Consider the following 16,929-nt stretch of genomic DNA (forward strand, 5'->3'; position numbering starts at 1 on the left):
CTTCAAAGAATGGCGTGGTGCCGGGCGTCAGCCTTCGCGCACCTTGACCAGGAAGGCCTGCATCTTGTGGGCCAGCAGGCCGGCGTTGCGGCTCAGCTCCTGGGCCGCGCTCAGCACCTGACCCGAGGCCGAACCCGTTTCTTCGGCGGCGGCGTTGAGGTTCTGCACGTTGCTGCTGACCTCCTTGGTGCCCGTGGCGGCCTGTTCCACGTTGCGCGCGATCTCGTGGGTGGTGGCGCCCTGTTCCTCCATGGCGCCGGCGATGCTGGTGACGATCTCGCCGTTCTGCTGGATCACGTTGGAGATGCCGTGGATGCTCTGGGCCGCCAGCTGGGTGTCGTGCTGGATGGCCAGGATCTGGGTGCGGATGTCCTCCGTGGCCCGCGTGGTCTGGCCGGCCAGAGTCTTGACCTCGTCGGCCACCACGGCGAAGCCCTTGCCCGCCTCGCCGGCCCGGGCCGCTTCGATGGTGGCGTTCAGGGCCAGCAGGTTGGTCTGGTCGGCCACGCTCTTGATCAGATCCACCACCTCGCCGATGCGTGTCACGCTCACCGTCAGCTTCTCGACGTTCTGGTCGGCCACCCCGCTGGCGGAGACGGCCTGCTCGGCGATCTCGCTGGAGAGCTTGACCTGGCGGTTGATCTCGCCGATGCTGCTGGAGAGTTCCTCGGTGGCGGCGGCCACGGCGCCCAGGTTGACGCTGCTCTGCTCGGCGGCGGCGGCCACGCTGGCGGCCTGGGCGCTGGTCTCCTCGCTGAGGGCGGACATGCCCTGGGCGGTCACCTGCAGCTCCTCGGCGGCGGCGCTGACGGCTTGGACCACCTGGCCCACGCTGGATTCGAAATCGTCGGCCAGTTGCAGGCGGATCCGCTTGCGCTCCCCGGCCTCCCGGGCCTCGCGCTCCTTCTGGGCGGCCTCCAGCCGGCGCACCTCCAGCCCGTTCTGCTTGAAGACCTCCACGGCCTGGGCCATCACGCCCAGTTCGTCGGCGCGGGTGGTGCCGGGAATCTCGATCTCCAGCTGCCCGTCGGCCAACGTGGTCATGGTGTTCGTCAGGCCCACGATGGGCTGGGTGATGCTCTGGGCGATGCGCCGGCCGCCCACCAGCAGCAGGCCACCGGTCACCAGCACGACCAGGGCGATGATCAGGGCCAGGCGGCGGACGGGCTCGGACACCTCGTCCCGGTCGATCTCCACCAGCAGGGCCCACTTGGCGCCCAGGAATTCCACCGGCCCGTAGGCGCTCTCCACGTGGGCGCCGCGGTAGTCGGCCACTTCCTTCACGCCGGTTTTCGCCGCCAGCCCGTCCAGCGCGCTGGCCGACTCCACCTTCTGCTTGAGGATGGAGGATTCGCCGGCCTTCAGGAAGCGGCTGTCGCTGTGCATGAAGTGATCCTCGCCCACCAGGTAGCTCTCGCCGGTCCTGCCCAGGCCGGCGCTGTCGTTGAGCACCTTGGCGATCTGGTTGGAGGGGATCTGGATCGCCAGGACGCCCAGCAGCCGGCCGTCGGGCGCCAGAACGGGCGCGGCCATGAAGGCGGCCGGCGCGCCGGCCGAGGGGGCGTAGGCTTCGAAGGTCGAGAAGGTGACGAAGTCCTTGACGGGATTGGCCAGAACGGCCTGCACGGCCCGGCCCAGGCCGGTGAGCGCGCCGCTGCCCGAGACCACGTTGCTGGCGTAGTCCGTCTCCTTGGCCACTGTGAACACCACGTCGCCCGCCGGGCTGATCAGGAACAGGTCGTAGTAGCCGTTGCGCTGGACGATGTCGCGCATCATCGGGTTGGCCTTGGCGTGCGCGGCCGAGTAGGCGGAGCCGTCCCCGGCGTCCGACAGCTTGTCGCGCTCCCCGACGGGATGCGGATTGTTGGTCAGATAGAGGGCGGTGGCCCGGGCGGCCGCATCGCCGCCCCAGCCGGCCCAGGCCTGGCTGAGATTGTCGAGGTTCTCGATCATCTTGGCCCGGCCCGCCGACACCTGCAGGTCCTTGGTCAGCGTGGTGAACAGGGTCTGGAGGCCCGTGGTGCGGGCACTGTGGGCGGCCAGCAGCAGGTCGTCGGCGGAATCGTTCAGGGCCGCGCTGGCCAGGAAGTAGGAAATGGCGCCCACCAGCAGGGCGGTGACCAGGGCCGGCACGAAGATGGCCAGGGGCAGGCGTTTGGCAATGGTCATGTTCTGAAACGACATGTGGAACTCCTCCAATTACCGGGAGCTTGGGGACGAGTCCTGCTATCGGATCGGCGTCTCGTCGTCTGCAGAGGAAATCTGAATTTTCATTCACGATGGCGGCCCGCCGTTTGACGTGGGGTTGGGCGGCGGGTCAGTCGGCTTGCGGCCAGCCCGATGACGGGCGGCATTTCTAAGACGCAGCTAACCGGGGCCTAACATGGCGGGCCGATCTTTTGGGCAACCCCGCGGGATCCTTCGCCGGGTTCGGAGTCGATCCAGACAAACTCAGGAGACCGAACATGATCTCTCGCACTTGGACCCGGCTGGTGCTGTTGGCCTGTGTGGCCGGACTGGCGGGTTCCCTGCAGGCGGCCCCGGTCCAGGTGGACAAGGCCATCCCTGTCTACAAGAAGGTGGAAGGCATCAAGGGCAACGCCAATTCCATCGGTTCCGACACCATGAACAACCTGATGGCCCTCTGGCTGGAAGCCTTCCGCAAGCACTATCCGCAGGTGACCATCCAAATCGAAGGCAAGGGCAGCTCCACGGCGCCGCCGGCCCTGATCGAGGGCACGGCCCAGTTCGGCCCCATGTCCCGCCCGATGAAGAGCAGCGAGATCGACCAGTTCGAAGCCAAGTTCGGCTTCGCGCCCACGGCCATCAAAACCTCCCTGGACGCCCTGGCTGTGTTCGTGCCCAAGAGCAACCCGGTGGCCGGGCTGGGTCTGGACCAGGTGGACGCCATGTTCAGCACCACGCGCGCCCGGGGCCTGAAGCCCATCACCACCTGGAGCCAAGCGGGAGTCAAGGGCGCGCTGGCCGGCAAGCCCATCAGCCTCTACGGCCGCAACAGCGCCAGCGGCACCTACGGCTACTTCAAGGAGCACGCCCTGAAGAAGGGCGACTTCCTGGGCACGGTCAAGGAGCAGCCCGGCAGCGCGGCCGTGGTGCAGGGCGTGGAGAAGGATCCCGCCGGCGTGGGCTACTCGGGCATCGGCTACGTCACCAGCGGCGTGCGCGCCGTGCCCATCGGCGAGACGGCCCAGGGTCCCTTCTACGAAGCCAGCTACAAGAACGTGCTGACGGGCAACTACCCGCTGGCCCGCCCGCTGCTGCTCTACGTGGCGAAGAATCCCAACAAGCCGCTGGATCCCCTGACGCGGGAATTCCTCAAGTTCATCCTGAGCCAGGAAGGCCAGCAGATCGTGGTGAAGGACGGTTACCTGCCCCTGCCCGCCGCCATGGTGAAGCAGGAGCTGGCCAAACTGGGCAAGTAGATGCCGACAAGCGGAACCCCGGCCTCCGGTCGCCCTGCGACCGGAGGTCCTTCCCGCCGGCGGCGCGTGCTGGCCGACCGGACAGCCGCCTTCCTGATCGCCGGCGGCGGGATCAGCGTGGTGCTGGCCATCCTGCTGATCTTCATCTTCGTGGGTCGGGAGGCCCTGCCGCTGGCCCGGGGTTCCCACCTGGGAAGCGCCGTGACGCTGCCGGCCGCGGAGAACCTGGCCCTGCTGGCGGGCACGGACCCCTTCCAGGATCTGGCCTGGAGCCTGGACTCCCTGGGCGGCCTGCACCTGGCGGACCGGGTCCGCGCCACGGCCACGCGCCTGAGTTTTCCCCTGGACAGCCTGGAACACCTGAGCGCGACGGCCCTGGAGGGCGGCGTGCGGGCGGACCGCTTCGCCCTGGGAACCAGCGCTGGCCGCCTGCTGCTGGCCCGCGTCCGGGTGAGCCGCGTGCTGGACGAGGGCGCGCCCCACAGCACGGCGGAACTCGAGAGCGTGGTGCCCACCCTGCCCGTGGACAGTCTGGCGGACGCCGCCAGCGCCGGCCTGCCGGTGGAACTGCTGGCCTTCGGGCGCGGGGACAACTACAGCCTGCTAGCCTGGACCGCCGGCGGCCGGCTGCAGTTGGCCCTGGAGGACCGCGAGTCCGAGAGCTGGACGCGCCTGGCGCCGCCCACCGAGCTGGCCGGCCTGCAGGTCGCGACCCTGGCCGTGGCCCCCACCGGGGAAGGGTTGGCCCTGGCCGACGCCGCGGGCGAACTGATCGTGCTCGCCGCCGCGCCGGAGGGGGCGAGCGTGGTGGAGCGCCGCGCCACGGGATTGGCGGGCAGGGTCACGAGCCTGGCCTTCCTGATCGGCGGCAACCGCTTGGTGGCAGGGGACGAGCGCGGCGGGCTGGCCAGCCTGGTGGAAGTCCAGGGGGAGGATGGGGTCCACTGGATCTCCGGCGAGCCGCTGGAGAGCCACGGCGCGCCGATCACGCGCCTGCTGCCTGGTCCGCGCGACCGCAGCCTGCTGTCGGTGGACGCCGCGGGTCACGGGATCCTGCACTACGTGACCACCGGCCGCACGCTGCTGGAAGAGGAGCTGGGCGCGACGACCGCTTCGTTCGGTCCGCGCGGCGACGCGCTGGTGCTGGCGGGGCCGGGACTGCTGAAGGCCGTGGAACTGGCCAACCCGCACCCCGAAGTCAGTTGGCGCGCGCTGTTCGGGCGCCTGCAATATGAATCCTACGAGGGCCGCCAGTCCGTCTGGCAGTCCACGGGCGGCGGCGACGACTTCGAGCCCAAGTTCAGCCTGCTGCCGCTGATCTTCGGCACCCTCAAGGGCACCTTCTTCGCGCTGCTGATCAGCGTGCCGCTGGCCCTGCTCGGGGCGATCTACATCTCCCAGTTCGCGCCCACCTGGCTGGCGCGCACCATCAAACCCGCCATCGAGATCATGGCCGCCCTGCCCAGCGTGATCATCGGCTTCCTGGCGGGACTGGTCTTCGCCCCCTATCTGGAGCAGCACTTCACGGCCCTGCTGGCCTTCGTGGTGCTGCTGCCCCTGTTGATCCTGGCCATGGTCCCGGTCTGGGCGCGGATCCCGGGCCACAAGCTGGGGCCCAAGGGCCTGCCGCAGCTGGCCCAGGGCCTGGTGCTGAGTCTGCTCGCCCTGGGACTGGCCTACGGCCTGGCGCCCTGGCTGGACGCCACGGTCTTCGGCGGCAGCCTGATCGTCTGGCTGCAGGAGAAGGCCGGCGTGGTCTACGACCAGCGCAACAGCCTGGTGGTGGGCTTCGCGCTGGGCTTCGCGGTCATCCCGATCATCTTCACCATGGCCGAGGACGCCCTCTCCAACGTGCCGGACGCGCTGGTGAGCGCCTCGCTGGCCCTGGGGGCCTCGCGCTGGACCACCGTGGCCCGCGTGGTGCTGCCCGGTGCCGCGGCGGGCGTGTTCGCGGCCATCATGATCGGGCTGGGCCGGGCCATCGGTGAGACGATGATCGTGCTGATGGCCACGGGCAACACGCCCGTGATGGACATCAGTCCGCTCAACGGCTTCCGCGCCATGAGCGCGTGCATCGCCGTGGAAATCCCCGAGGCGCCGCTGGGCAGCACGCTCTACCGCCTGCTCTTCCTGACGGCCCTGCTGCTCTTCCTGTTCACCTTCGCCATCAACAGCGCGGCCAGCTGGATCGGGGAGCGCCTGCGCAAGAGCCACGGGAGGATCTCGTGAGCGCGCGTCTGTTGACTCCGGCCAAGGGCCGCTCCGGCACGCGGGACAGCGTGCCCGTGATGGTCACCGGGCTGGGCCTGGTGCTGATCCTGCTGATGCTGCTCCTCGTGCTCTGGCTGATCCTCTCCCGCGGTCTGGCGGCCTTCTGGCCCCAGCGGCTGGAGCGTTTCGAATTGAAAGACGGCAACGTGCTGCTGGGCGAGGTCTGGGAGCGGATGGAGACCCCGGAGGGCGGCCGCCTGCGGCTGCGGGTGGGCAACCGCGAACTGACGGGTCAGGACATCGTGCTGCTGGAGCAGTCGGAGATCGCCACCGTCACCCGGCCCCGGGACGCCGTGCTGGTGGAACGCAACGAGAACGGCGTCTTCCTGGGCTGGCTGGACGGCCTGTCCGGGCCGGGCGTGGAGATCCAGGGCGACTCGCCCCGCTTGCGCAGCCAGCTCGATCTGGCCGTGGAGCGCGTGGGGGAACTGGACGAATACTTGCTGCGCCAGCAGGAGCAGGCCCGCCGCCTGTCCCTCAAGCGCGGCCGTTGGGAAGAGGAGCTGGAGCGCGGACAGGAGAGTCCGGCCGGGGTCGCCGCCCTGCAGGAGAAACTGGACGCCAGCGCCCTGCGCCTGAGCGGGCTGGAGGCCAGCCTGGACAGCCTGCGCGCCGCCGCGGACCTCTGGACCCTGCGCCTGCGAACGGCGGACGGATCCCAGGCCGAGCTGCCGCTCTTGCAGGTGGTGCGCTGGGTGCCGGCCAATGAGATTGGCACGGCGGGCCGCCTGAGCCTCTATGGCCGCCGGCTCTGGGGCTTTCTGACAGAGGATCCGCGGGAGTCCAACACCGCGGGCGGGATCTGGCCGGCCATGTTCGGCACAGTGCTGATGGTCCTGCTGATGTCCCTGGCCGCCGCGCCGCTGGGCGTGATGACCGCCGTCTACCTGCACGACTACGCGCGCCAGGGCCTGGTGGTGCGGCTGATCCGGCTCTCCGTCAACAACCTGGCCGGCGTGCCCTCCATCGTGTTCGGCATCTTCGGGCTGGGCTTCTTCATCTACTTCACGGGCGGCACGCTGGACGAGGCCTTCTTTCCGGGGCGCCTGCCCGAGCCCACCTTCGGCACGGGCGGCATCCTCTGGGCCAGCCTGACCCTGGCGCTGCTCACGCTGCCCGTGGTGGTGGTGGCCACGCTGGAGGGCCTGGGCGCCGTCTCGCGCACCACGCGCATGGCCGCCCTGGCGCTGGGCGCCACGCGCTGGCAGATGATCCGCCAGGTGGTGCTGCCCAATGCCATGCCGGGCATCCTGACGGGCCTGATCCTGGCCGTCAGCCGCGCCGCGGGCGAGGTGGCTCCGCTGATGATCACGGGCGTGGTCAAGCTGGCGCCCAGCCTGGCCCTGGACGGGGACGCGCCCTTCCTGCACCTGGACCGCAAGTTCATGCACCTGGGCTTCCACATCTACGACCTGGGCTTCCAGAGCCCCAACGTGGAGGCGGCCAAGCCCATGCTCTTCGGCACGGCCCTGCTGCTGATCGGCATCGTGCTGCTGCTCAACCTGACGGCCATCCTGCTGCGCAATCATCTGCGCAAGCGCTACAAACAGGCGGCGTTCTAATGGAACTGATGAAACCGCAAGTGACCGAGCGTGCGGCGCTGGAGGAAACGGAAACTGCCGTGCTGGCCACGGGCGTGGAGGTCTGGTACGGACCCGCGCGCAGCGTCCACGGCATCGACCTGCGCATCCCGGCCCGCCGGGTGACGGCCTTCATTGGCCCCTCGGGCTGCGGCAAGAGCACGCTGCTGCGCTGCTTCAACCGCATGAACGACCTGATCCCCGACTGCCGTGTGAAGGGCCGGATCGAGGTCCACGGCAAGGACATTCATGCGCCGGAGACGGCGCTGGAGGATTTGCGCCGCGAAGTGGGCATGGTCTTCCAGAAGTCCAACCCCTTCAGCAAGTCGATCTACGACAACGTGGCCTACGGGCCGCGCGTGCACGGCCAGAGTGATCGCCACGAGCTGGACGGGATCGTCGAGACCTGCCTGAAGCGCGTGGCGCTCTGGGACGAGGTGAAGGACCGGCTCAAGTCGAGCGCGCTGGACCTCTCCGGCGGGCAGCAGCAGCGCCTCTGCATCGCCCGCGCCCTGGCCGTGGGACCCAGCGTCCTCTTGATGGACGAGCCCGCCTCGGCGCTGGACCCGCGCTCCACCGCGCGTATCGAGGACCTGATCACCGAGCTGCGCGACCTCTACACCATCGTGATCGTGACCCACAACATGCAGCAGGCGGCGCGCGTCTCGGACTACACGGCCTTCCTCTACGAGGGCAACCTGATCGAATTCAACGAGACCCGGCGCCTGTTCACCAAGCCCGAGCACGCCCAGACCAACGACTACATCACCGGCCGCTTCGGCTGATTGCGCGCGGGAGGAGACCATGACCAAGCACATGCTGCACGCCCTGGACCAGCTCAAGGAGCGCGTGGAGGAGCTGGGCCGCACGGTCCAGCGCTCCGTGGCCGACGCCCTGCAGAGCGTGATGACCCGCGACGAGACCCTGGCCCTGCGCGTGATCGAGGGCGACCGGGCCATCGACCAGGCCGAGGTGGAGGTGGAGGAGGAGTGCCTGAAGGTGCTGGCCCTGCACCAGCCTGTCGCCACGGACCTGCGCCTGCTGGTGGGCGTGCTGAAGCTCAACAACGACCTGGAGCGCATCGGCGACCTGGCCGTGAACATCGCCGGCAACGCGGGCAAGATCAACCTGGAGGGCGACCCGCGCCTGACGGAGATCCTGCTGCGGCTGGCCGGCCGCAGCCAGGACATGCTGCAGCAGGGCCTGGACAGCCTGATGCGCCAGGACAGCCAGCTGGCCCTGCGGGTCTGCGCCGCCGACGACGATGTGGACCACCTCTACTCGCTGTTCCGCTCGGCGATCCAGGAGACCCTGGCGGCGGACCAGGGCGCCCGCAGCCTGCAGCGCATCGAGTGCCTGATGCGCGCCATCAGCGTCAGCCGCAGCCTGGAGCGCATCGCCGACCACGCCACCAACATCGCCGAGGATGTGATCTACATGGCGACGGGGGAAATCCCCCGCCACGGTGCCCTGCGCGACCTGCGCCTCTGGCAGGGCCGCAACGCCAGCGGGGAGACGGGGACCAGCTGACAGTCAACAACCGAACCTGACCACCGCATCAATCCAACTTTTCAAAGGAGTCGACCATGACCAAGTGGATGCTATTGCCTGTTCTGTTCGCGGCGCTCACGGCGGGCAGTGCCCGGGCGGCGGACGTGTCCAGCCTGATCTTCTACGATTTCACCCACGACGCCACCGAGGGCGGCACGGCGGACGGGGCCTTCAACCTGGGCCGCGCCTATCTGACGGCTACCGGCGCGCCGTCGGAGCAGATCGCCTACAAGATCCAGTTCGACGCCGGCATGTTGAAGACTTACAGCCTGAAGAGCGGGACCACCTCGGTTACCGACTCCGACGGCGACACCGTGGCCATCAACACCTACAGCCTGTCCGGGGCCGACGCGGGCTACTACCTCTACGTCAAGAACGCCTACGTGGACTGGACCAACTCCCTGGGCAAGTGGACCATCGGCATGCAGGGCATGAACATGTTCAACGTGCAGGAGGCCACCTTCGGCAACCGCTTCGTGGAGAAGCCGCTGATGGACATCCACGGCTTCTCCTCCAGCGCGGACATGGGCCTGGGCTACGCGCGCGAGTTCGGGCTGCTGAAGGCCAGCCTGCTCTACACCAACGGCACGGGCTACAAGAAGGCCGAGAACGACAAGTACAAGAAGCTCTCCGTGCAGCTGGCGACGGGGGAGACGGCCCTGAACAAGAAGGACGGCTGGAACGCCGGCCTGGTCTACAGCATGGAGCCGGTGAGCGCGGACGACAGCAAATCGGTGCTGGGCCTGTTCGGCGGCTGGGCCGGGATGGGCCTGCGCGCGGGCCTGGAGTTCGACACCAAGACCACCACGGGCGCCACCGACCTGACCGAGCAGATCATCGGCCTCTACGGCGACTACAAGCTCTCCTTCGCCCCCGGCCTGTCCGTTTTCGGCAGCCTGGACATGTACGATCCCAACACGGACGACGTGACCGACAACGCCGGCACGCCCCTGGACGAGAGCAAGAACAACGAGACGGGGATCATCCTGGGCCTGAAGTACGCGCCGGTGAAGGGCCTGGTCATCGCCCCGAACCTGAAGACCATCGCCTACGAGGACTCCGACCGCGACGCCCTGACCTACTACCGGATCAACTTCGAATTGAAGATCTGACGCCAAGCCGGATCCGACCGATTTCCGGGCGGGGTGCGCGGCGACGCGCGCCCCGTTCGTGTATCCGGCCGGGCCGCGGGCCGGCGCTGGGCAGAAAGCGCCCCCCCAAGCGTCCAGCCGCCGGAGGGGGCTGATCCGGCCCTGGCAGGGCGCGCACCGCGCCCTGCGGCCGGCGGTCCACGGTGATGGGGCGCCGGATTCCGGCGGATCCGCCCGCCGGCCGGGCCGGGTGGCGCGGGGCTGGAAGGTCGGCCGTCCATGTGCCGATAACAGGTGGGACTGAATCCCTGGATGAATCAGACTCACCAATCCACAAAGGAGCCGACCATGACCAAGCGCATTCTCTTGAGTGTCGTGTTCTCGTCCATGGCCGCAGGCGGACTGCTGGCGGCGGACGTCAGCAGCCTGATCTACTTCGACTACACCCATGACGCCACCGAAGGCGGCACCAGCGACGGGGCGTTCAACTTTGTCCGCAGTTACCTGACCGTGACGGACAAGCCGGCGGACAACCTGGCCTACCGCGTGCAGTTCGACGCCGGCCAGCTGAAGAGCTACACGCTGGCCAGCGGCAGCACGACGCGCACGGATTCCGACGGCGACGTGGTGGACGTCAACACCTACAGCCTGAGCAGCGCGGACGCGGGCTTCTACCTCTACGTGAAGAACGCCTGCGTGGACTGGAGCACGGACTGGGGCACCTGGACTCTCGGCGTCCAGCCCACCAACCTGAACTACACCCAGGACGCCACCTTTGGCAACCGCTTCGTGGACCTGCCGCTGATGGACACCCACGGCTTCGTCTCCAGCGCCGACCTGGGCGTGCGCTGGGGCAAGGACTTCGGCCTGCTCAAGGCCAGCGCCATGGTGGCCAACGGCGGCGGCTACAAGAAGAGCGAGACCGACCGCTTCAAGAAGTACTCGGTCAATCTCTCGGCCGGCGAGCAGGCCCTGGCCAAGAAGGACGGCTGGAACGCGGGCGTGGCCTATTCGCTGGAGCCCTTCCAGGCGGTGGAGGTGGAGGACCGGACCGTGCTGGGTGTGTTCGGCGGCTGGGCCGGCATGGGCGCCCGGCTGGGCCTCGAGTACGACACCAAGACCACCACGGGCGCCACGGACCTGGTCCAGACCATCCTGGGCGTCACGGCCAACTACAAGCTGCCCGTGGCCGGGCTGGAGGCCTTCTTCCGGCTGGACCTCTACGACCCCAACACGGATGACGTGGCGGACAACGCCGGCACGCCCCTGGACGAGAGCAAGAACAACGAGACGACGATCCTGGCGGGCGTGAAGCTCTCGCCGGTGAAGGGCCTGGTCATCGCGCCCAACCTGCGGCTGACCAGCTACGAGGATTCCGACCGCGACGCGCTGACCTACTATCGCGTCAACTTCGAGTTCAAGATCTGAGCGGCTGCCCAGCCGGTCGGACCCAGGCGGGGTGCGCGAGTGGCGCGCCCCGCTTTTTTTTGCGGGGATGCCCCGCTGTTCACCGGGCGACGGGACGGGCCCGCAGCACGCCCAGTCCGCCCAACAGGCGGATGATCCAATAAGCCGGATCCAGCTCGAACCAGCGGTGGGCGAAGTTCAGCCGGGTGGGCGCGTGGTGGTGGTTGTTCTGGTAGAGCTCCCCCAGGAGCAGCAGGTCCACGGGCAGCGTGTTGCGCGAGTGGTCGGCCGTGTCCCGGTGGTTGACGTAGCCGTATTTGTGGCCGGCCCAGTTGACGATGGCGCCGTGGATCGGCCCCATCAGCCAGTGGACGGGCAGCGCCGCCAGCCACCAGGGCGAGGGCGCCCAGAGCAGGTAGACCACCGTCCAGACGCCGCCCAGCGTGATCCGCGTGGTCCAGGTGTCCGCCCAGCGATCGAAGGCCGGCCAGTCCGGCGTGTGGGCGGCCAGGCGCTCCAGCTCGGGGTTGTCCCGCCGGCGGGCCGCGTCGAAGTGGGTCAGGGTCTCGCGCAGCATGCCGATCACCGTGCGGTGCCGGATGGGGCTGTGCGGGTCGCGCGCCGTGTCGCTGTAGGCGTGGTGCTGGCGGTGCAGGATGGCGTAGGCCCGGGGGTTCAAGAAGGACGGGCTCTGGGCCAGGAAGGCCAGCACGTGAATCACGCGCTCCGCGCGCGGCGTCAGCTGGAACATCTGGTGCGACGCGTAGCGGTGGTGGTAGAAGGTTTGGAAGAACAGCGACGTGAACCAGTGGACGATCAGGAAGGGCCACATCTCACACCTCCAGGCAGGCTTCGCCGGGGCGGTCCAGCGGCTTGGAGAGCACCAGCTGGACGTCGCCGATGAACTGCTCGCGGAACCCGCCCTCGCAGTAGGCGAGATAGTAATCCCAGAGTCGCAGGAACTCCTCGGGCAGGTCCAGCGCGCGGGCCTCGGACCAGCGGGCGTGCAGCTGACCGCGCCAGGCCGCCAGCGTGCGCGCGTAGTGAGGCGTGATGTCGGTCAGCCCGGTGGGGCGCAGGTCGCTGCGGCGCTGCAGCTGCTCCAGCAGGTGGGCCAGCGAGACCAGACAGGAACCGGGGAAGATCCGGCTCTGGATGAAGTCGGCCCGGCGCCGGTAGCCCGCGTAGTGGCGGTCGGGAAAGGTGATGGCCTGGAGGGCCAGCCGTCCGGTGGGCTTGAGCAGCCGCGAGCAGGTCTCCACGAAGCCCCCCAGGTGCTCGTGCCCCACGGCCTCGATCATCTCCACCGAGACGAGCTTGTCGTACTGGCCGGTGAGGGTCCGGTAGTCCTGGTCCAGCACGGTCACTCGCTCCTCCAACCCCGCCGCCCGGACGGCCGCCAGGGCGTGCCGGCGCTGCTCGGCCGAGATGGTGGTGGTGGTCACGCGGCAGCCGTGGACTTGCGCGGCGTGGATGGCCAGCGCGCCCCAGCCCGTGCCGATCTCCAGCAGATGGTCCTGCGGCGACAACTCCAGCTGGCGGCAGAGGCGCTCGATCTTGGCCCGCTGGGCCTCGGCCAGGCTGAGGCCGGGTTCGCTCCAATAGGCCGCCGAGTAGCTCAGGGTCTCGTCCAGGAAGAGCCGGTAGAACTCGTTGCCCAGGTCGTAATGGGCGGCGATGTTGCGGCGGCTGCCGGCCAGGGAGTTGCCGCGCAGCCGGTGGGCCAGCCGGGCCGCCAGGCCGGCCACGCGCGCCAGGCCGCCGTCGAGGCCCAGCAGCAGGTCGCGGTTGCGCACCATCAGGCGCGTCAAGCCCACCAGGTCCGGGCACTCCCAGTGGCCGGCGGCATAGGCGTCCGCCGCGCCGGTTCCGCCGCCCAGCGCCACGGCGCTCCAGAAGGCCGGACGCCGCACCAGCAGGTCGACGGGCTCCCCAGCCAGACCGAGGACGTGGGTCTGCGCCCCCTCGTGGAGGATCAGCCGGCCGCCCTTCAGGGCCTCCAGCCGTTTCAGCACCTGGGAACGCAGCAGGCAGGCCCAGCTGGGCCGGGGCAGGGCCGCGACCTGGTCGGCACACGTCACGGTTCGTCCTTGGCTCACGCGGTCGATCCTCCTTGCTGACGGTTGGGGTGGGGGTGAAAGGGCACGCGCTTCAGGAAGAGGCGCAGGGCCTCCCAGTAGATCGCGCCGACGATTTTCAGGGTCATCCAGGGGAAGCGGGCCTGGGCCAGGGCCAGGGCGCCCGCGCTGAGCGGCCGGCGCTTCAGCTCCAGCCGGGCGTGGAACACGACCTCCCCCTGCTGCCGCGTGAGCATGCGCACGGCCAGGTCTTCGGCCGGGGTCGTGAAGCGCCAGTCGTAGTCCTGCTCCATGGGCATGAAGGGCGAGACGTGGAAGTCCTTGACGAAGCGCCAGCGGTGGAACTCCCCGCTCACTTCGGCGCTTTCCAGCGGCAGCACCCGGGCGTGCCGCTCGCCCCAGGGCGTGTTGGTCACCTCCGCCAGGATGGCCTCCAGGGTCCGGCCGTCCGGCCCGTAGCAGTAGTAGAAGCTCACCGGATTGAAGCAGAGGCCCAGGATGCGCGGCTGGGTCAGCAGCAGGATGGGGCCCTCCGGCCGCCGGCCCAGGATGGCCGCCACGCTGCGGCGCACCGCCTCGGCCAGGGGCAGGGCGGGGTCGCCGTGGTAGTCCGCGCGCCGCACGGCCAGCAGGGCCCGGCCGCGCGTGCTCCAGAGCCAGGACTCGGGAAAGAGGCCGGGCAGCTCGTCCAGGTCGAAGGCGCACATGGACAGGCGATAGCGGAAGCGGTGGCGGCGGGGCGCCAGCCGCTCGTGCCACACCTCGCCCTCGAAGAGCGCGCTGCGCCGCGGCCCGCTCACAGTTCCAGCCCGAAGCGGCGGCAGACGGCCAGGGCGCTGGCCAGACCGTCCTCGTGGAAGCCATTGCCGCACCAGGCTCCGCAGAACCAGGTGCGGCGCGTCCCGTTCAGCGCGGGCAGCAGGTCGCGCGCGGCCACGGCCTCCCGCGTGAAGACCGGGTGCTGGTAGTCCAGCTGTTTCAGCACGCGCGCCGGATCCACGGCCTCGGCGCTGTTGAGGCTGACCAGCAGCGGGGTTTGCACCTCCAGGCCCTGCAGGCCGTTCATCCAGTAGGTGACCGTGGCCGCGCGCCGGGGCTCCCGGGGCAGGCGGCTGTTCCAGGCGCCCCAGGCCAGCCGGCGCTTCGGCAGCAGGCTGGCGTCCGTGTGGAGCAGGACCGGGTTGGCCTGGTAGCCCACGGCCCCCAGCAGCTCGCGCTCCGCGGGCGAGGGATCCTGCAGCAGGCGCAGGGCCTGGTCGCTGTGGACGGCCAGCACCACCTGGTCGTAGCGGCGGGCCGGCTGGTCGGCGAACTGCAGCTCCACACCGCTCTCCAGGCGCCGGACCCCCGCCACCGGACTGGCCAGGAAGGCCCGGCCCGAGAAGGCCGCCAGCAGGGCGCGCACGTACTCGCGCGAGCCGCCCGTCACGGTAAGCCACTGCGGCCGGCCCTTCACGTCCAGCATGCGGTGGTGGTCGAAGAAGCGCAGGAAGGTCAGGACCGGGAAGTCCAGCAGGCGCACCGGATCGGCACTCCAGAGCGCCGAACCCATCGGCACGATGTACCAGTCGACGAAGGCCTTGCTGTAGGCCCCGGCGCGCAGGAACTCGCCCAGGCTGAGCTCGGCCATCGCCCCGGCGCGCGCCACGGCGCGGCCCTCCGCGTTGAAGCGCAGGATCTCGCGCAGCATGCGGTGGAAGCGCAGGGAGAACAGATTGCGCCGGCGGGCGAAGAGCTGGTTCAGGCTGCTGCCGTTGTACTCCAGCCCGCTGCGCTCGTCCTTCACCGAGAAGCTCATGCTGGTGGGGCGCGCCGCCACGCCCAGCTGCTGCAGCAGGCGGACGAAGTTCGGGTAGTTGAGTTCGTTGAAGACGATGAAGCCCGAGTCCACGGCCAGGTCGCGCTCTTCCACGCGCAGGTCGTGGGTGTGCACGTGGCCGCCGAAGTGGCTGCCGGCCTCGAAGAGGTCCACGTCGTAGGCGCGCCCGAGCACTAGGGCCGCGCCCAGGCCGGCAATGCCGGAGCCGATCACCGCCAGCCGTTGTCTCATCTACGGGGTCTCCCGGGAAAGAAGGCGTTGGTGGTGCGGGCGTAGTCGGCCCAGCCGGCGCGCCGGCCCATGGTCGACTCCAGCAGGGGGACGCCCGAGCCGAAGCGGAGCAGCCAGGTCATCAGGAGGGGCGAGACCAGCGTCCACCAGGCGCCCGTCGCGGCCGCCGTCAGAAAGATACCCCACCAGACCAGCGCTTCGCCGAAATAGTTGGGATGGCGGCTGAAACGCCAGAGTCCTTCCCGACAGATGCCGCCCCGGCTGTCCGGGCGGGAGCGGAAGCGCTGGAGCTGCCGGTCGGCGACGCTCTCGTAGACCAGCCCGCCGAGGGCCAGCAGGACGCCCGCCGCCGTGAGCCAGCCCGTGGCCTCCCCGGGGCGGCGGATCGCCTCCGCCAGCGGCCGGGCCACCAGCCAGAGCACGGCGCCCTGGAGCAGGAAGACCTTGAGCAGGCTCTTCCACCACCAGGCGGCGCCGGACTGCTCGCGCCAGCGGCGATAGCGCGCATCCTCCCGGCCTCCGTGCCGCGCGCCGATGTGCCAGGCCAGGCGCAGGCTCCAAACGGCGCAGAGGGCCAGGACCAGTCCGCCCCGGAGCGACAGGTGCGCGCCCGCGCCCGCGGCGTGCCAGGCGGCCAGGACCAGGAAGCCGGGGCCCCAGGCGATGTCCATGATGCTGGCGTCGCGCAGCCGCAGGCTGAGCAGCCAGAGCAGCAGCGCCAGGCCCAGAACGGGCAGGAGGTCGCCCCAGGGATGCCGGAGGAGTCCGCTCACGCGCGGCCCGCGAGGGAAAGGGCCGGCCGGGGCGCGGCGCTGGGGGCGGTCTGTCCGCGCCGCAACAGCAGCATCACCAGGGCCCAGGCCGCGGCGATCACCGGCAGGGCGGCGGGATCCAGCAACTGCGCGGCCCCCAGCCGGGCGGCAGCCAGATAGGCCAGCGGGCCGCCGACGGCGCCCAGCAGGGCCGCGACCCAGGCGCGGGTCAGCAGGGGGCGCAGGGAATGCCGGACGGTGGTGGCGAACGAGAGCCAGAGGGCCGTGATCCAGGGCGGCGCCAGCCAGGCATCGGCCGGCAAGGGCGCGTAGCGCACCAGGCCGCTGGCGGCCAGGCCGGAGTCCAGCGCGCTGCCCGCCGCCGTCAGCAGCAGGATGAGGCGCAGCTCGGCTCCGCGCCGCTGCAGCAGCGCCAGGTGCAGGCCGAGGAACCCCAGGGCCGCCAGCACGCCCGGCAGCGAGGTCCCGCGCGCCGCGCCCCACACGGCGACGGCCCAGACAAGCTGGTTGGCGAGGGCGTTGGCGATCATCCAGGTGCGCGGGGCCGGCATTCGACTCTCAAATTGAACCATTTTGGTCTAATATAAGAAGTGGCGAGTCGCCCGCCAAGTTTCCGCGCCGGATCGAGGTGCGGGACCCACATAAAACGGGGGCGGCATCGCAGGATGCGCCCCCGTGTTCAGGT

The 16,929-nt window shown here is 69.8% G+C and carries 14 protein-coding genes; 7 read left to right on the forward strand and 7 right to left on the reverse strand.

Annotated features, from left to right (window positions below; all coding sequences use genetic code 11):
* Positions 1-27: 27 nt before the first annotated feature.
* Complete coding sequence (locus tag WC326_03200; GenBank protein MFA7330061.1) at positions 28-2,184, reverse strand: methyl-accepting chemotaxis protein; 2,157 nt, start codon at positions 2,182-2,184, stop codon at positions 28-30.
* A 281-nt stretch (positions 2,185-2,465) separates the two neighbouring features.
* On the opposite strand from WC326_03200, the gene WC326_03205 reads away from it, so the two are divergent.
* The 7 genes from WC326_03205 to WC326_03235 all read left to right on the forward strand — a co-directional run bounded on the left by WC326_03205 (position 2,466) and on the right by WC326_03235 (position 11,364).
* The gene (locus WC326_03205) at positions 2,466-3,443 is read left to right on the forward strand and encodes a phosphate ABC transporter substrate-binding protein (protein MFA7330062.1); all 978 of its coding nucleotides are present in this window, start codon (positions 2,466-2,468) and stop codon (positions 3,441-3,443) included.
* 66 nt (positions 3,444-3,509) lie between these two features.
* Positions 3,510-5,672: an ABC transporter permease subunit gene (locus WC326_03210; GenBank protein ID MFA7330063.1), complete on the forward strand. Its 2,163-nt coding sequence runs from the start codon at positions 3,510-3,512 to the stop codon at positions 5,670-5,672.
* On the forward strand, positions 5,669-7,276 hold the full coding sequence (gene pstA, locus WC326_03215; protein MFA7330064.1) for a phosphate ABC transporter permease PstA: 1,608 nt from the start codon (positions 5,669-5,671) through the stop codon (positions 7,274-7,276). Before WC326_03210 ends, pstA begins: the two co-directional genes overlap by 4 nt.
* Before the next feature lie 8 nt (positions 7,277-7,284).
* Positions 7,285-8,079 carry a phosphate ABC transporter ATP-binding protein PstB gene (gene pstB / locus WC326_03220; GenBank protein ID MFA7330065.1) on the forward strand — a complete coding sequence of 265 codons (795 nt, stop codon included), beginning with the start codon at positions 7,285-7,287 and terminating at the stop codon, positions 8,077-8,079.
* Positions 8,080-8,098: 19 nt separating this feature from the next.
* Positions 8,099-8,824, forward strand: coding sequence for a phosphate signaling complex protein PhoU (gene phoU / locus WC326_03225; GenBank protein ID MFA7330066.1), 726 nt, complete (start codon positions 8,099-8,101; stop codon positions 8,822-8,824).
* 56 nt (positions 8,825-8,880) lie between these two features.
* Positions 8,881-9,957 (forward strand): hypothetical protein, encoded by a 1,077-nt coding sequence (locus tag WC326_03230; GenBank protein MFA7330067.1) that lies wholly within the window; start codon positions 8,881-8,883, stop codon positions 9,955-9,957.
* A gap of 327 nt (positions 9,958-10,284) precedes the next feature.
* A complete protein-coding gene (locus WC326_03235) occupies positions 10,285-11,364 on the forward strand; it encodes a hypothetical protein (GenBank protein MFA7330068.1) in 1,080 nt (359 codons plus the stop codon).
* A 79-nt stretch (positions 11,365-11,443) separates the two neighbouring features.
* Here WC326_03235 and WC326_03240 read toward each other — a convergent pair whose 3' ends face one another.
* From WC326_03240 to WC326_03265, 6 genes are read right to left on the reverse strand one after another with little or no spacing between them, the layout of a single operon-like run.
* Positions 11,444-12,175 (reverse strand): acyl-CoA desaturase, encoded by a 732-nt coding sequence (locus tag WC326_03240; GenBank protein ID MFA7330069.1) that lies wholly within the window; start codon positions 12,173-12,175, stop codon positions 11,444-11,446.
* 1 nt (position 12,176) lies between these two features.
* Positions 12,177-13,424, reverse strand: a complete 1,248-nt coding sequence (locus WC326_03245) for a cyclopropane-fatty-acyl-phospholipid synthase family protein (GenBank protein MFA7330070.1) — start codon at positions 13,422-13,424, stop codon at positions 12,177-12,179.
* 14 nt (positions 13,425-13,438) lie between these two features.
* Positions 13,439-14,221 carry a DUF1365 domain-containing protein gene (locus WC326_03250; GenBank protein MFA7330071.1) on the reverse strand — a complete coding sequence of 261 codons (783 nt, stop codon included), beginning with the start codon at positions 14,219-14,221 and terminating at the stop codon, positions 13,439-13,441.
* Entirely contained in the window at positions 14,218-15,471 is a 1,254-nt protein-coding gene (locus tag WC326_03255) for an FAD-dependent oxidoreductase (protein MFA7330072.1), read from the reverse strand. Before WC326_03255 ends, WC326_03250 begins: the two co-directional genes overlap by 4 nt.
* A complete protein-coding gene (locus WC326_03260) occupies positions 15,468-16,244 on the reverse strand; it encodes a DUF1295 domain-containing protein (GenBank protein MFA7330073.1) in 777 nt (258 codons plus the stop codon). Before WC326_03260 ends, WC326_03255 begins: the two co-directional genes overlap by 4 nt.
* Positions 16,241-16,795: a DUF2878 domain-containing protein gene (locus WC326_03265; GenBank protein ID MFA7330074.1), complete on the reverse strand. Its 555-nt coding sequence runs from the start codon at positions 16,793-16,795 to the stop codon at positions 16,241-16,243. The genes WC326_03260 and WC326_03265 overlap by 4 nt, the downstream gene beginning before the upstream one ends.
* Positions 16,796-16,929: the final 134 nt, after the last annotated feature.

Source organism: Candidatus Delongbacteria bacterium (assembly GCA_041675285.1).
In the GTDB taxonomy this organism is placed as follows: domain Bacteria; phylum CAIWAD01; class CAIWAD01; order CAIWAD01; family CAIWAD01; genus CAIWAD01.

Bases quoted from the DNA above. Each gene is read 5' to 3' on its own strand.
- phoU (MFA7330066.1), top strand. From the start codon at position 8,099: ATGACCAAGCACATGCTGCACGCCCTGGACCAGCTCAAGGAGCGCGTG.
- WC326_03230 (MFA7330067.1), top strand. From the start codon at position 8,881: ATGACCAAGTGGATGCTATTGCCTGTTCTGTTCGCGGCGCTCACGGCG.
- pstB (MFA7330065.1), top strand. From the start codon at position 7,285: ATGAAACCGCAAGTGACCGAGCGTGCGGCGCTGGAGGAAACGGAAACT.
- WC326_03200 (MFA7330061.1), bottom strand. From the start codon at position 2,184: ATGTCGTTTCAGAACATGACCATTGCCAAACGCCTGCCCCTGGCCATC.
- WC326_03255 (MFA7330072.1), bottom strand. From the start codon at position 15,471: ATGAGACAACGGCTGGCGGTGATCGGCTCCGGCATTGCCGGCCTGGGC.
- WC326_03205 (MFA7330062.1), top strand. From the start codon at position 2,466: ATGATCTCTCGCACTTGGACCCGGCTGGTGCTGTTGGCCTGTGTGGCC.
- WC326_03240 (MFA7330069.1), bottom strand. From the start codon at position 12,175: ATGTGGCCCTTCCTGATCGTCCACTGGTTCACGTCGCTGTTCTTCCAA.
- WC326_03265 (MFA7330074.1), bottom strand. From the start codon at position 16,795: ATGCCGGCCCCGCGCACCTGGATGATCGCCAACGCCCTCGCCAACCAG.
- WC326_03235 (MFA7330068.1), top strand. From the start codon at position 10,285: ATGACCAAGCGCATTCTCTTGAGTGTCGTGTTCTCGTCCATGGCCGCA.